The sequence below is a fragment of the Kosakonia sp. R1.Fl genome, from assembly GCF_023516815.1.
Taxonomy (GTDB): Bacteria; Pseudomonadota; Gammaproteobacteria; order Enterobacterales; family Enterobacteriaceae; genus Kosakonia.
Genome location: NZ_JAMGSQ010000001.1, coordinates 1254058 through 1268130, shown reverse-complemented (window position 1 = coordinate 1268130; position 14073 = coordinate 1254058). Strand labels below are relative to the sequence as shown.

Sequence of the window (14073 nt, the reverse complement as noted above, 5' to 3'; positions counted from 1 at the left end):
AACTCAATAATCTGCAATTAAAAAGCCAGTAACGCTTTTGATTCGTCAAAACAGCAAGCTAAAATAGAAAGAATCATCATTCTTCATAAAAAAATCCTATGGAAAATTATCAGATCGACAATCTGGACCGCGGCATCCTCGACGCGTTAATGGAAAATGCGCGTACTGCATACGCCGAGCTGGCCAAACAATTCGGCGTCAGCCCAGGCACCATTCACGTTCGCGTAGAGAAAATGAAGCAGGCAGGGATCATTACCGGTGCGCGCATTGACGTAAGCCCGAAACAACTGGGATATGACGTCTGTTGCTTTATCGGCATTATTTTGAAAAGCGCGAAAGATTACCCCTCCGCGCTGGCGAAGCTGGAAAGTCTGGAAGAGGTGACCGAGGCTTATTACACCACCGGCCACTACAGTATCTTTATTAAAGTGATGTGCCGATCCATTGATGCCCTGCAACAGGTACTTATCAACAAGATCCAAACAATTGATGAAATTCAGTCCACGGAGACGCTGATCTCCCTGCAAAACCCGATCATGCGTACGATCCGCCCTTAACCGGGCGTTTTCATCCTCAAATAATACCCGCATTATCCACAGGTAGATCCCAGCCCATTCACAGCGTACAATGCCCCCCTATTTATCGTCGAATGGCGAGTAAAACGGAGCGGGCTTCATGGCAGACATCACTCTTATTAGCGGCAGTACCCTTGGCGGTGCGGAATACGTGGCGGAACATCTGGCGGAAAAGCTGGAAGACGCGGGTTTCAGCACCGAGACGCTGCACGGCCCGCTTTTAGAGGATCTCGCTTTGCAGGGTACCTGGCTGGTGGTCAGTTCCACCCATGGCGCGGGCGATCTGCCCGAAAACCTGCAACCGCTTTTAGACGATTTGAATGAGCAAAAGCCGGATCTGTCCCAGGTACGTTTTGGCGCTATCGGTATCGGTAGCCGCGAATATGACACCTTCTGTCAGGCAATCGAAAAACTGGAAGCTTCATTAAAGGCGTGCGGAGCAAAACAGATTGGCGAAACGCTGAAGATCAACATCCTTGATCACGATATTCCGGAAGATCCAGCGGAAGAATGGCTGGGATCCTGGAAAAATTTACTCAATAACGATTAAAGATCGTTCGATCAGATGTGGATAACTATGCTTAAAAGCACTGATCAACCGGTAGTTATCCCATTAACAACCGCAGTTCAGTTTTTGACTTGTGTATAACTAGCCATTCTGATCCCAGCTTATACGGTTCAGGATCACCGATCATTCACAGCTAATGATCCTGCCTAATGAATTGATCTTAAAGTGATGATCCGGGTTATCCACAGCACCTGTCGATCCTAATAAGAGATCACAATAGAACAGATCTCTACATATAAAAGATCTTCTTTTTAATAGCCGGGATCCGATCCTTTCTCACTGGACTAAAGTTGAGTAGAATCCACGGCCCAGGCTTCAATCCAATTTCTAACCGCTCAGGCGAGGCATACCACCATGTTTTATCCGGATCCTTTTGACGTCATTATCATTGGCGGGGGTCATGCAGGCACTGAGGCCGCGATGGCCGCAGCGCGTATGGGTCAGCAGACCCTGCTGTTGACACACAATATCGACACGCTGGGGCAGATGAGCTGCAACCCGGCGATCGGCGGTATTGGGAAAGGACACCTGGTAAAAGAAGTGGATGCGCTCGGCGGGCTGATGGCGAAGGCGATCGATCAGGCAGGTATTCAGTTTAGGATACTAAACGCAAGCAAAGGCCCGGCAGTGCGCGCGACACGTGCTCAGGCCGACCGCGTGCTTTATCGCCAGGCAGTACGTACCGCGCTGGAAAACCAACCGAACCTGATGATCTTCCAGCAAGCGGTTGAAGATCTGATCGTCGAAAACGATCGCGTTGTTGGTGCCGTGACCCAGATGGGGCTCAAATTCCGTGCGAAAGCGGTGGTGCTGACCGTAGGGACATTCCTCGACGGTAAAATCCATATTGGTCTTGATAACTACAGCGGTGGTCGTGCGGGCGATCCGCCATCGATTCCGCTGTCGCGTCGTCTGCGCGAACTGCCGCTGCGCGTCAGCCGCCTGAAAACCGGCACACCGCCGCGTATTGACGCGCGCACCATTGATTTCAGCGTCCTGGCTCAGCAGCATGGCGATAACCCGATGCCGGTGTTCTCGTTTATGGGCAACGCAGCGCAGCATCCGCGTCAGGTGCCGTGCTACGTCACACATACGAATGAGAAAACGCATGATGTGATCCGCAATAACCTCGATCGCAGCCCGATGTACGCCGGTGTTATCGAGGGAATTGGCCCGCGTTACTGCCCGTCGATCGAAGATAAAGTCATGCGCTTTGCCGATCGCAATCAGCACCAGATCTTCCTTGAGCCAGAAGGACTGACCTCAAACGAAATTTACCCGAACGGTATCTCCACCAGCCTGCCGTTTGATGTGCAGATGCAAATTGTGCGTTCCATGCAGGGGATGGAAAACGCGAAGATTGTTCGCCCTGGCTACGCCATTGAGTACGACTTCTTCGATCCGCGCGATCTGAAACCTACGCTTGAAAGCAAATTTATTCAGGGTCTGTTCTTTGCCGGGCAGATTAACGGCACCACTGGATACGAAGAAGCTGCGGCTCAGGGGCTGCTGGCGGGGCTTAACGCCGCGCGTTTCTCTGCCGAAAAAGAGGGCTGGGCACCGCGTCGCGATCAGGCTTATCTCGGCGTACTGGTGGACGATCTCTGTACCCTGGGGACGAAAGAGCCGTACCGCATGTTTACCTCCCGCGCGGAATACCGCCTGATGCTGCGCGAAGACAATGCCGATCTGCGCCTGACGGAAGCGGGCCGTGAGCTGGGTCTGGTGGACGACGCTCGATGGGCGCGTTTCAACGAGAAACTGGAGACTATCGAGCGTGAACGTCAGCGCCTGAAATCTCAGTGGGTATCACCAGCCTCTGAATATGCGCCAGCGGTCAACGAACATCTGACCGCACCGCTCTCGCGCGAAGCCAGCGGAGAAGATCTGCTGCGTCGTCCGGAGATGACCTACGAGCAACTGGTTCAGTTGGCTCCGTTCGCTCCGGGCCTGGACGATCAACAAGCTGCCGAGCAGGTGGAAATCCAGGTGAAATACGAGGGGTACATCGCGCGTCAGCAGGATGAGATCGAAAAACAGCAGCGCAATGAGAATACGCTGTTGCCCGCAACGCTGGATTACCGGCAAGTTAACGGGCTGTCCAACGAAGTGATCGCCAAACTTAACGATCATAAACCGTCTTCTATTGGCCAGGCATCACGTATCTCCGGGATCACCCCGGCGGCGATCTCCATTCTGCTGGTGTGGCTGAAAAAACAAGGTATGCTGCGCCGCAGCGCCTAATCTTACTTATCTGCCCGGTTTTTACCGGGCATTTTAATTCCACAGGTAACAACCGTGCTTAACAAACTCTCTCGTCTGCTCGATGAAGCAGGTATTTCGTTGTCCGATCACCAGCAACAGCAACTGGTGGCTTACGTCGAAATGCTGCACAAATGGAACAAAGCGTACAACCTGACTTCCGTACGCGATCCCAACGAGATGCTGATCCGCCATATTCTCGACAGCGTTGTGGTTGCGCCTTATCTGCAAGGCTCTCGCTTTATTGACGTCGGGACCGGCCCCGGATTGCCTGGTATTCCGTTGTCTATCGTACGCCCTGAATCGCACTTCACTTTGCTTGATAGCCTTGGCAAACGGGTGCGGTTTTTACGCCAGGTTCAGCATGAATTAAAACTGAGCAATATTGAGCCGGTGCAGAGCCGTGTAGAAGATTTTCCGGCTGAACCTCCATTTGACGGCGTTATTAGCCGCGCTTTTGCTTCGCTGAACGACATGGTGAACTGGTGCCGACATTTGCCTGGCGCAGAAGGGCGTTTCTATGCGCTTAAAGGTTTAGTGCCGGAAGAGGAAATTGCGCTGTTACCCGCTGATTTGTGTGTAGAAACAATTGTTAAACTGCATGTTCCGCACCTGGATGGCGAGCGTCATTTGGTCGTCGTTAAAGCAAATAAAGTTTAATTTTTATCAAAAAATGTATCATTCGTGCGGTTGCTGCGATGTTAAAAAACGACATTAAAAACGATGATACGTTCGGTTACATTTAACCGTATTTTTACCAGGATTTTTCTGACATTTAACGATGAGAATTTTATTAACGCTTAAAATAATCAACTGTGAAAATATCAGCCCGCTAAAAATCGGCCTCGATAACGAAATATTGATGTTAAATAATTATTAAAAATGTCAATAAATCGTTTTCATAGTAGATGCGAGTGTTTTAAAAAGAGTTGTGATAAATCGGCTTAAATATCAGAAAGATGAAAAGTATCAAATTCCTGCTCCGATAAATGTGGCAAGCGCATAAATGTTTATTTTGTGACCGAGTGCACGCTTTACCATCAGGAATTTCGCGTTATTTGCACTTTTGTCTGAAGGTTCACAGTTTCTGCAAAAGTTTAAAAATAGCCCTTGGGAAAAATATTTAAACATTTATTCACCTTTTCGCTACTTATTGTTTGAAATCACGAGGCCGCACCGTATAATTTGACCGCTTTTTGATGCTTGACTCCGGGCCCCAAAGAACGTTTTATACGACACGCGGCATACCTCAAAGGGAGCAGGAGTTAAGAAACGCAATGTCTGTGTCGCTCTATAGTCGAAACGTTGCTCGCAGGCTTCTGCTTATTCAGTTTCTGGCAGTAATGGCAAGTGGATTGCTGTTTAGCCTCAAAGACCCCTTCTGGGGCATTTCCGCCGTGTGCGGAGGTATGGCAGTCTTACTGCCGAATATGTTGTTTATGATTTTTGCCTGGCGTCATCAGGCGCATACACCCGCTAAAGGCCGCGTGGCCTGGACCTTCGCCTTCGGTGAAGCGCTCAAGGTGTTGATGACATTCGTGTTACTGGTGGTGGCGCTGGCGGTTTTCAAGGTGGCTTTTTTGCCGCTGATAGTCACGTGGGTTTCGGTGCTGGTAGTTCAGATACTGGCACCTGCTGTAATTAACAACAAAGGGTAAGAGGCATCATGTCTGCAGGAGAATACTCAACACCGCAGGAGTACATCGGTCACCATCTGAATAACCTTCAGATTGACCTGCGTACCTTCTCACTGGTGGATCCGCATAACCCCCCGGCCACTTTCTGGACGCTGAATATCGACTCCATGTTTTTCTCAGTGGTTCTGGGTCTGTTGTTCCTGGTGATGTTCCGTAGCGTAGCGAAAAAAGCCACCAGCGGTGTCCCGGGGAAATTCCAGACGGCGATTGAGCTGGTGATTGGTTTTGTTCATGGTAGCGTCAAAGACATGTACCACGGCAAAAGCAAGCTTATCGCACCACTGGCCCTGACGATTTTTGTCTGGGTATTCCTGATGAACCTGATGGATCTTTTGCCTATCGACTTCCTTCCGTGGATTGGCGAGCACGTCCTGGGTCTGCCTGCACTGCGCGTGGTGCCGTCTGCTGACGTGAACATCACCCTGTCGATGGCGCTGGGCGTATTTATCCTGATTCTGTTCTACAGCATCAAAATGAAGGGTATTGGCGGTTTCGCTAAAGAGCTGACTCTCCAGCCGTTCAACCATCCGGTATTTATTCCGGTAAACCTTATCCTTGAGGGCGTGAGCCTGCTGTCCAAACCGGTTTCACTCGGTCTGCGACTGTTCGGCAACATGTACGCGGGTGAGTTGATTTTCATTCTGATCGCGGGTCTTCTGCCGTGGTGGTCACAGTGGGTTCTGAATGTGCCGTGGGCCATTTTCCACATCCTGATTATTACGCTGCAAGCCTTTATCTTCATGGTTCTGACGATTGTCTATCTGTCGATGGCATCCGAAGAGCATTGATTTTTAACAACACTACTACGTTTTAACTGAAACAAACTGGAGACTGTCATGGAAAACCTGAATATGGATCTGCTGTACTTGGCTGCCGCTGTGATGATGGGTCTGGCGGCAATCGGTGCTGCGATCGGTATCGGCATCCTCGGGGGTAAATTCCTGGAAGGCGCTGCGCGTCAGCCGGATCTGATTCCTCTGCTGCGTACTCAGTTCTTTATCGTAATGGGTCTGGTGGATGCTATCCCGATGATCGCTGTGGGTCTGGGTCTGTACGTGATGTTTGCTGTCGCGTAGTAAGGGTTGCTTTTCAAGCAATTGTTTAGAACGTTAACCAGATAAGAGGCATTGTGCTGTGAATCTAAACGCAACAATCCTCGGCCAGGCCATCGCGTTTGTCCTGTTCGTTCTGTTCTGCATGAAGTACGTATGGCCGCCGTTAATGGCTGCCATCGAAAAACGTCAGAAAGAAATTGCTGACGGTCTTGCTTCCGCAGAACGAGCTAAAAAGGACCTTGACCTTGCACAGGCCAATGCGACCGACCAGCTGAAAAAAGCGAAAGCTGAAGCTCAGGTAATCATTGAACAGGCGAACAAACGTCGTTCTCAGATCCTGGACGAAGCAAAAGCAGAAGCCGAGCAGGAACGTACCAAAATCGTGGCGCAGGCGCAGGCGGAAATTGACGCCGAACGCAAACGCGCCCGCGAAGAGCTGCGTAAGCAAGTGGCTCTGCTGGCAGTAGCCGGCGCCGAGAAAATCATCGAGCGTTCCGTGGATGAAGCTGCTAACAGCGACATCGTGAATAAACTGGTCGCTGAACTGTAAGGAGGAGGGGCTGATGTCTGAATTTGTAACGGTAGCTCGCCCCTACGCCAAAGCAGCTTTTGACTTTGCCGTCGAAACTCAGAGCGTTGACCGCTGGCAGGACATGCTGGCGTTCGCCGCCGAGGTGACGAAAAATGAAGACATGGCAGAGCTTATTTCCGGCGCGTTAGCACCGGAAACGCTCGCTAAGTCGTTTATCGCAGTCTGTGGGGAGCAACTTGACGACAAAGGTCAGAACCTGATCCGGGTGATGGCTGAAAATGGTCGAATCAAAGTGCTTCCTGATGTTCTTGAGCAGTTTATTCAGTTACGCGCAGCCAGCGAGGCTATCGCAGAAGTCGAAGTGACTTCCGCGTCCGCACTGAGTGAAGAACAGCTTTCGAAGATCCGCGCCGCGATGGAAAAACGTCTGTCACGCAAAGTGAAGCTGAATTGCAATATCGATAAGTCTGTAATGGCAGGCGTAATCATCCGTGCGGGTGATATGGTCATTGATGGCAGCGTACGCGGCCGTCTTGAACGCCTTGCAGACGTCTTGCAGTCTTAAGGGGACTGGAGCATGCAACTGAATTCCACCGAAATCAGCGAACTGATCAAGCAGCGCATTGCTCAGTTCAGTGTTGTGAGCGAAGCTCACAACGAAGGTACTATTGTTTCTGTAAGTGACGGTGTTATCCGCATCCACGGCCTGGCCGACTGTATGCAGGGCGAGATGATTTCTCTGCCGGGTAACCGTTACGCTATCGCACTGAACCTCGAGCGCGACTCCGTAGGTGCGGTTGTGATGGGTCCGTACGCTGACCTCGCCGAAGGCATGAAGGTTAAGTGTACTGGCCGTATTCTGGAAGTTCCGGTTGGCCGTGGCCTGCTTGGCCGTGTGGTCAACACCCTGGGCGCGCCGATCGACGGTAAAGGTCCGGTTGATAATGATGGCTTCTCGCCAATCGAAGTTATCGCCCCGGGCGTTATCGATCGTCAGTCCGTCGATCAGCCGGTACAGACGGGTTATAAATCCGTTGACGCCATGATCCCAATCGGTCGTGGTCAGCGTGAATTGATCATCGGTGACCGTCAGACCGGTAAAACCGCGATGGCAATCGATGCGATCATCAACCAGCGCGATTCCGGTATCAAATGCGTATACGTCGCTATCGGCCAGAAAGCCTCTACCATTTCTAACGTGGTACGTAAGCTGGAAGAGCACGGCGCACTGTCCAACACCATCGTTGTTGTGGCAACCGCTTCTGAATCTGCTGCACTGCAATATCTGGCGCCGTATGCCGGTTGCGCAATGGGCGAATATTTCCGCGACCGCGGTGAAGATGCGCTGATCGTATACGATGACCTGTCTAAACAGGCAGTCGCTTACCGTCAGGTTTCCCTGCTGCTCCGTCGTCCGCCAGGACGTGAAGCATTCCCGGGCGACGTATTCTATCTCCACTCTCGTCTGCTGGAGCGCGCATCCCGCGTTAATGCTGAATACGTTGAAAACTTCACCAAAGGTGAAGTGAAAGGTAAGACCGGTTCTCTGACCGCACTGCCGATCATTGAAACCCAGGCGGGTGACGTTTCTGCGTTCGTTCCGACCAACGTAATTTCTATTACTGATGGTCAGATCTTCCTGGAAACTAACCTGTTTAACTCCGGTATTCGTCCGGCGGTTAACCCGGGTATCTCCGTATCTCGTGTGGGTGGTGCAGCTCAGACCAAGATCATCAAGAAACTGTCCGGTGGTATTCGTACCGCACTGGCGCAGTATCGTGAACTGGCGGCGTTCTCGCAGTTTGCGTCTGATCTGGATGAAGCGACCCGTAAACAGCTGAGCCACGGTCAGAAAGTGACCGAACTGCTGAAACAGAAACAGTATGCCCCAATGTCTGTTGCACAGCAGGGCCTGGTGCTGTTCGCGGCTGAGCGCGGTTACCTCGAAGATGTGGAACTGGCGAAAATCGGTAGCTTCGAAGCCGCTCTGTTGGCTTTCGCTGACCGTGATCACGCTCCGCTGATGCAAGAGATCAACCAGTCCGGTGGCTATAACGACGAAATCGAAGGCAAGCTGAAAGGCCTCCTCGATTCCTTCAAAGCAACCCAATCCTGGTAACGTCTGGCGGCTTGTCTTAGGGCAGGCCGCAAGGCATTGAGGAGAAGCTCATGGCCGGCGCAAAAGAGATACGTAGTAAGATCGCAAGCGTCCAGAACACGCAGAAGATCACTAAAGCGATGGAGATGGTCGCCGCTTCCAAAATGCGTAAATCGCAGGATCGCATGGCGTCCAGCCGTCCTTATGCAGATACCATGCGCAAAGTGATTGGTCACCTTGCAAACGGTAATCTGGAATATAAGCACCCATACCTGGAAGAACGCGACGTTAAACGCGTGGGCTACCTGGTGGTGTCGACCGACCGTGGTCTGTGCGGTGGTTTGAACATTAACCTGTTCAAAAAACTGCTGGCGGATATGAAAGCGTGGTCCGATAAAGGCGTTCAGAGCGAACTCGCGATGATCGGCTCTAAAGGCGTCTCTTTCTTTAATTCCGTAGGTGGCAACGTTGTCGCTCAGGTGACTGGTATGGGTGATAACCCGTCCTTGTCAGAGCTGATCGGCCCGGTAAAAGTAATGTTGCAAGCCTACGACGAAGGTCGTCTCGACAAGCTTTATATTGTTAGCAACAAATTTATCAACACCATGTCTCAGGTACCGACCATCACTCAGCTGCTGCCGTTACCGGCTGCAGAAGATGAAGAGTTGAAGCGTAAATCCTGGGATTATCTGTATGAACCTGATCCAAAAGCGCTGCTGGATACTCTCCTGCGTCGCTATGTTGAATCTCAGGTTTACCAGGGTGTTGTGGAAAACCTGGCCAGCGAGCAGGCCGCACGTATGGTGGCGATGAAAGCCGCGACCGACAATGGCGGCAGCCTGATTAAAGAGCTGCAGTTGGTATACAACAAAGCTCGTCAGGCCAGCATTACTCAGGAACTCACCGAAATCGTCGGTGGTGCATCCGCGGTATAACCAGGTTAATTCGTAGAGGATTCATGATGGCTACTGGAAAAATTGTCCAGGTAATCGGCGCCGTAGTTGACGTCGAATTCCCTCAGGATGCCGTACCGCGCGTGTACGATGCTCTTGAGGTTAAAAATGGTAACGAGACGCTGGTGCTGGAAGTTCAGCAGCAGCTCGGCGGCGGTATCGTACGTACCATCGCCATGGGTTCTTCTGACGGTCTGCGTCGTGGTCTGGAAGTTAATGACCTTGCGCATCCGATCGAAGTCCCGGTAGGTAAAGCAACACTGGGTCGTATCATGAACGTGCTCGGTCAGCCGATCGACATGAAAGGCGATATCGGTGAAGAAGAGCGTTGGGCGATTCACCGCGCGGCACCTTCCTATGAAGAGCTCTCCAGCTCTCAGGAACTGCTGGAAACCGGCATCAAAGTTATCGACCTGATGTGTCCGTTCGCCAAGGGCGGTAAAGTTGGTCTGTTCGGTGGTGCGGGCGTAGGTAAAACCGTAAACATGATGGAGCTGATCCGTAACATCGCGATCGAGCACTCCGGTTACTCTGTTTTTGCGGGCGTGGGTGAACGTACTCGTGAGGGTAACGACTTCTACCACGAAATGACCGACTCCAACGTTCTGGATAAAGTATCCCTGGTTTACGGCCAGATGAACGAGCCGCCGGGAAACCGTCTGCGCGTTGCGCTGACCGGCCTGACCATGGCTGAGAAGTTCCGTGATGAAGGTCGTGACGTTCTGTTGTTCGTCGACAACATCTACCGTTATACCCTCGCCGGTACTGAAGTATCCGCACTGCTGGGCCGTATGCCTTCAGCGGTAGGTTACCAGCCGACGCTGGCGGAAGAGATGGGTGTTCTGCAGGAACGTATCACCTCCACCAAAACCGGTTCTATCACCTCCGTTCAGGCGGTATACGTACCTGCGGATGACTTGACTGACCCGTCACCAGCCACCACCTTTGCGCACCTTGACGCAACCGTGGTACTGAGCCGTCAGATCGCGTCTCTGGGTATTTACCCGGCCGTTGACCCGCTGGACTCCACCAGCCGTCAGCTGGATCCGCTGGTTGTTGGTCAGGAACACTACGACACCGCGCGTGGCGTACAGTCTCTGCTGCAACGTTATCAGGAACTGAAAGACATCATCGCCATCCTCGGTATGGATGAGCTGTCTGAAGAAGACAAACTGGTGGTAGCTCGCGCACGTAAGATCCAGCGCTTCCTGTCCCAGCCGTTCTTCGTAGCGGAAGTATTTACCGGTTCTCCGGGCAAATACGTCTCCCTGAAAGACACCATCCGTGGCTTTAAAGGCATTATGGAAGGCGAATACGATCACCTGCCGGAGCAGGCGTTCTACATGGTTGGTTCCATCGAAGAAGCAGTGGAAAAAGCCAAAAAACTTTAACGCCTTAATCGGAGGGTGATATGGCAATGACTTACCACCTGGACGTCGTCAGCGCAGAGCAACAAATGTTCTCTGGTCTGGTCGAAAAAATCCAGGTAACGGGCAGTGAAGGTGAACTGGGTATTTTCCCGGGTCACGCACCGCTGCTCACCGCCATTAAGCCTGGTATGATCCGCATCGTAAAACAGTTCGGTCATGAAGAGTTTATCTATCTGTCCGGCGGCATTCTTGAAGTGCAACCGAGCAGCGTGACCGTTCTGGCTGATACCGCTATTCGTGGCCAGGATCTCGACGAAGCGCGAGCCCTGGAATCGAAGCGTAAAGCAGAAGAGCACATTAATAGCTCTCACGGTGACGTGGATTACGCTCAGGCGTCTGCGGAGCTGGCGAAAGCCATCGCGAAACTGCGTGTTATCGAGTTGACTAAAAAAGCGATGTAACACCGGCTTGAACGTTAAAAAGCCAGTCTGGTTTCCAGGCTGGCTTTTTTTATGGCTGCGTTCCAGTAAAGATGAAACTGAAAGTGTGTTTTATTATTTTGTGATGGATATCACAAAAATATTGATCGGTTAAAAAATGAGGCGTAGACTCTTTTTTGTGAAGTTCATCACAGAAAATAACCTTCAGTCAAAGCAGGAAACCATTATGAAACTGATCAACAAAATCATCGCTCTCTTCAGCAACATGAACATCTCTTTCGGTACGTTCAATCATTAATTGCTGATATGCCGAGTGGCGCCACGCTTACAGTTGTGTGATAAGCGAGCGCCATCTGGCTACATCTTCAGTTCCGCCAGCACTGCCCCGCTATCCAGCACTTTTCCTTTGTTGTTCACGCTCTGCCCTTTCGCAATGAAATAATTCGTCTCATCAATATTTCCGGTCACTGCATCGTCATAGCGGCCCGGCGCACTGCGCACGGATTTGTTATTGGTGAATTTCCCCTGAGTAGACGCGTCACCGTAGGGACTTGGACGAAAAATAAAGTTAAACCGTTGATTATCCGCAGCGATATTGTTCTCTACCACCAGCGCGCCAGGGTTAAAGTTGTCAGTGAAACCGTCCAGATGGTTAGCAATCGCTTTACTGTTCCGCACCTGATGTGCGACTGGCTGTCCTTCTCCCCCCAGTTTGAAACCGTTGCTGGTATTGTTGCTGGCAATAGAATTCTCGATCACCACAACACCGTTCCCGCCGTCCTCAATTTTGTTAAACAAATCAAAACCGTCATCGATATTGTCATGGGAGAAGCATCTCTCCAGGCGGTTCCCGTCACCGACGCGCATCTTCACCGCGAAACCGTCAGCGTTGATTTTACCCGGATCTTCATTCCCCCAGGATTCGGAGTCGATCACGCGGTTATGGCTCGCCCACAATGCGCGACCGATGTTTTCCGGTGAGGAGATTTGAATGCCGGTATCGTCATTACGCCAGGCGACCACTTTTTCGATCACGTTATGGCTCCCCTGCACACGCAGGCTCTTGTCGGTAACGCCAATACCTTTGATATACCAGTAGCTGGCATCAACCAGTAAACCGTGGATCACCGCTTTGCCATCGGCTTGCAGCGTTTTTGGTTTTTCACGTAAGCCGCTGGCAGTAAGTGGGATTTCTGTCCGGGCATAATCTCCGGCTTTCAGGTTAATTGTCCCGCCTGGCGGCAACAGAGATATAGCGGTCGGCAAATCCAGAGGCGATGCAGTGGTGCCTTCACCATCCGCTTTACCATCGGCTGCGGCATACAGAGTAGAAGCCATGGTTCCGGCAACCCTTTCGACTGTGAATGTCTGCGAGATGGGAGTGGTGTCTTTGCCGCTTGTCGGCGTAAAGGTCAGTGCAAACGTGTTCTCTGCCGACAGATGGGTTGGCAGAGTATACATTTCGCCCGCTTTCACCGGTTTTTCATTACCGATCACCACTTCGTTCTGCCGCACGCTAAACAAGCCATCATAATTAGCGCGTGCCTGCACCGTGTAGGCTTCGCCAATGCTTTGTGTGGGAGAGGCTATTTGTACGACAACCGGCAACGGCTTAGCCTGCCAGGGCTTCGAGTCGATGGTCTGGGCTTTGCTGGTGGTCAATGTGGCATCGCTGACCACGATTTTGGCGTTACGTGAGGCAAAAAAACCCACGTAATAGTGATCCTTATTCTGCACCGAAATCAAATTGGCGCGCGGTACGCTGCGGCTGACCCATTGATCACTGCCCTGCGGCGCCCATGCGCTGATAAAACCGTCATTGGTACGTTCTAATTTCAGGCGGAAGGTTGGCGTCTGGCGAAGATCAACCTCTTCCTGATAACTCTGTTTCGAGATCGTGGCGCCAGCGTTCCCCCATGGTTGGCTGATCCCCTCGCGGGTGATCGCTTGCATCTTCACGCGGAAATTATCTTTTTTATCCTGCGTCATAATGGCGTTCATCACCATATTCGATGCCGCCGGAAACTCTTCATAACCCTCTTTCAACGGCTGCTGGCGAGGAGCACCTATCACGTCTCGTACCAGCAAACCTGCACCTTCCTGCGCGGCGGGTTTTGCGCCGTTTTCCGGACCGAATTGTTCAACAGTAATAGTCGCCTGTAAGACAAAATTTTCGTTACCGGGAAGCTGGGTATAAAAAAACGTCAGTCCTTCGTGGGAATTGGCAATTTTGCCGCCGCGGCTTTCAATTGCGATCGGATTTGTTAACGTTGCCTCATCCGCGACAGAAAGCTTTTTACCGGCGATAGTGACATCATTGACGCCTATTTTTTCCGGTAACACATTCGATGAGAAATTCACGTCGGTAGATTGCCCGAAAGCAATAGCTTTCCAGACAGGGGCTGTTGCAGCCAACGCAGGAACGGAAATAAGTGAACTGCAAACTGTGAGGGCCAGAGGTATTTTATAATTCATTCTATTCTCCTGATTGATAATTACCCGCCATTATCATCAAGATGAAAC

Annotated in this window: 14 protein-coding genes; 13 read left to right on the top strand and 1 reads right to left on the bottom strand. The window is 51.4% G+C overall.

The window, feature by feature from the left end:
• Positions 1–98 precede the first annotated feature (98 nt).
• From asnC to M8Q36_RS05955, 13 genes are all read left to right on the top strand, one after another.
• A complete protein-coding gene (gene asnC / locus M8Q36_RS06015; RefSeq protein WP_249880333.1) occupies positions 99–557 on the top strand; it encodes a transcriptional regulator AsnC in 459 nt (152 codons plus the stop codon).
• Positions 558–675: 118 nt separating this feature from the next.
• Positions 676–1125, top strand: coding sequence for an FMN-binding protein MioC (mioC, locus tag M8Q36_RS06010; protein WP_065369733.1), 450 nt, complete (start codon positions 676–678; stop codon positions 1123–1125).
• 372 nt (positions 1126–1497) lie between these two features.
• On the top strand, positions 1498–3387 hold the full coding sequence (gene mnmG, locus M8Q36_RS06005; RefSeq protein ID WP_249880332.1) for a tRNA uridine-5-carboxymethylaminomethyl(34) synthesis enzyme MnmG: 1890 nt from the start codon (positions 1498–1500) through the stop codon (positions 3385–3387).
• A gap of 54 nt (positions 3388–3441) precedes the next feature.
• Positions 3442–4065: a 16S rRNA (guanine(527)-N(7))-methyltransferase RsmG gene (rsmG, locus tag M8Q36_RS06000; protein ID WP_249880331.1), complete on the top strand. Its 624-nt coding sequence runs from the start codon at positions 3442–3444 to the stop codon at positions 4063–4065.
• A gap of 617 nt (positions 4066–4682) precedes the next feature.
• Complete coding sequence (gene atpI, locus M8Q36_RS05995) at positions 4683–5063, top strand: F0F1 ATP synthase subunit I (RefSeq protein WP_017458042.1); 381 nt, start codon at positions 4683–4685, stop codon at positions 5061–5063.
• Between the two features lie 8 nt (positions 5064–5071).
• The gene (gene atpB, locus M8Q36_RS05990) at positions 5072–5890 is read left to right on the top strand and encodes a F0F1 ATP synthase subunit A (RefSeq protein WP_020455863.1); all 819 of its coding nucleotides are present in this window, start codon (positions 5072–5074) and stop codon (positions 5888–5890) included.
• 48 nt (positions 5891–5938) lie between these two features.
• Positions 5939–6178, top strand: a complete 240-nt coding sequence (gene atpE, locus M8Q36_RS05985; protein ID WP_007369368.1) for a F0F1 ATP synthase subunit C — start codon at positions 5939–5941, stop codon at positions 6176–6178.
• A 58-nt stretch (positions 6179–6236) separates the two neighbouring features.
• The gene (gene atpF / locus M8Q36_RS05980) at positions 6237–6707 is read left to right on the top strand and encodes a F0F1 ATP synthase subunit B (protein ID WP_017458044.1); all 471 of its coding nucleotides are present in this window, start codon (positions 6237–6239) and stop codon (positions 6705–6707) included.
• A gap of 13 nt (positions 6708–6720) precedes the next feature.
• Positions 6721–7254 carry a F0F1 ATP synthase subunit delta gene (gene atpH, locus M8Q36_RS05975; protein WP_017458045.1) on the top strand — a complete coding sequence of 178 codons (534 nt, stop codon included), beginning with the start codon at positions 6721–6723 and terminating at the stop codon, positions 7252–7254.
• 12 nt (positions 7255–7266) lie between these two features.
• The gene (gene atpA, locus M8Q36_RS05970; RefSeq protein ID WP_131412997.1) at positions 7267–8808 is read left to right on the top strand and encodes a F0F1 ATP synthase subunit alpha; all 1542 of its coding nucleotides are present in this window, start codon (positions 7267–7269) and stop codon (positions 8806–8808) included.
• 50 nt (positions 8809–8858) lie between these two features.
• Complete coding sequence (gene atpG / locus M8Q36_RS05965; protein ID WP_017458047.1) at positions 8859–9722, top strand: F0F1 ATP synthase subunit gamma; 864 nt, start codon at positions 8859–8861, stop codon at positions 9720–9722.
• Positions 9723–9748: 26 nt separating this feature from the next.
• A complete protein-coding gene (gene atpD / locus M8Q36_RS05960; protein WP_017458048.1) occupies positions 9749–11131 on the top strand; it encodes a F0F1 ATP synthase subunit beta in 1383 nt (460 codons plus the stop codon).
• A 20-nt stretch (positions 11132–11151) separates the two neighbouring features.
• Positions 11152–11571, top strand: coding sequence for a F0F1 ATP synthase subunit epsilon (locus M8Q36_RS05955; RefSeq protein WP_017458049.1), 420 nt, complete (start codon positions 11152–11154; stop codon positions 11569–11571).
• A 336-nt stretch (positions 11572–11907) separates the two neighbouring features.
• On the opposite strand, the gene M8Q36_RS05950 is transcribed toward M8Q36_RS05955, so the two are convergent.
• Positions 11908–14025, bottom strand: a complete 2118-nt coding sequence (locus tag M8Q36_RS05950; protein ID WP_249880330.1) for a right-handed parallel beta-helix repeat-containing protein — start codon at positions 14023–14025, stop codon at positions 11908–11910.
• Positions 14026–14073: the final 48 nt, after the last annotated feature.

Excerpts from the sequence above, each read along its gene's own strand:
- asnC (WP_249880333.1), top strand. The coding sequence starts at position 99 with ATGGAAAATTATCAGATCGACAATCTGGACCGCGGCATCCTCGACGCG.
- atpD (WP_017458048.1), top strand. The coding sequence starts at position 9,749 with ATGGCTACTGGAAAAATTGTCCAGGTAATCGGCGCCGTAGTTGACGTC.
- atpG (WP_017458047.1), top strand. The coding sequence starts at position 8,859 with ATGGCCGGCGCAAAAGAGATACGTAGTAAGATCGCAAGCGTCCAGAAC.
- M8Q36_RS05955 (WP_017458049.1), top strand. The coding sequence starts at position 11,152 with ATGGCAATGACTTACCACCTGGACGTCGTCAGCGCAGAGCAACAAATG.
- mnmG (WP_249880332.1), top strand. The coding sequence starts at position 1,498 with ATGTTTTATCCGGATCCTTTTGACGTCATTATCATTGGCGGGGGTCAT.
- atpB (WP_020455863.1), top strand. The coding sequence starts at position 5,072 with ATGTCTGCAGGAGAATACTCAACACCGCAGGAGTACATCGGTCACCAT.
- atpA (WP_131412997.1), top strand. The coding sequence starts at position 7,267 with ATGCAACTGAATTCCACCGAAATCAGCGAACTGATCAAGCAGCGCATT.
- mioC (WP_065369733.1), top strand. The coding sequence starts at position 676 with ATGGCAGACATCACTCTTATTAGCGGCAGTACCCTTGGCGGTGCGGAA.
- atpI (WP_017458042.1), top strand. The coding sequence starts at position 4,683 with ATGTCTGTGTCGCTCTATAGTCGAAACGTTGCTCGCAGGCTTCTGCTT.
- atpE (WP_007369368.1), top strand. The coding sequence starts at position 5,939 with ATGGAAAACCTGAATATGGATCTGCTGTACTTGGCTGCCGCTGTGATG.
- M8Q36_RS05950 (WP_249880330.1), bottom strand. The coding sequence starts at position 14,025 with ATGAATTATAAAATACCTCTGGCCCTCACAGTTTGCAGTTCACTTATT.
- atpH (WP_017458045.1), top strand. The coding sequence starts at position 6,721 with ATGTCTGAATTTGTAACGGTAGCTCGCCCCTACGCCAAAGCAGCTTTT.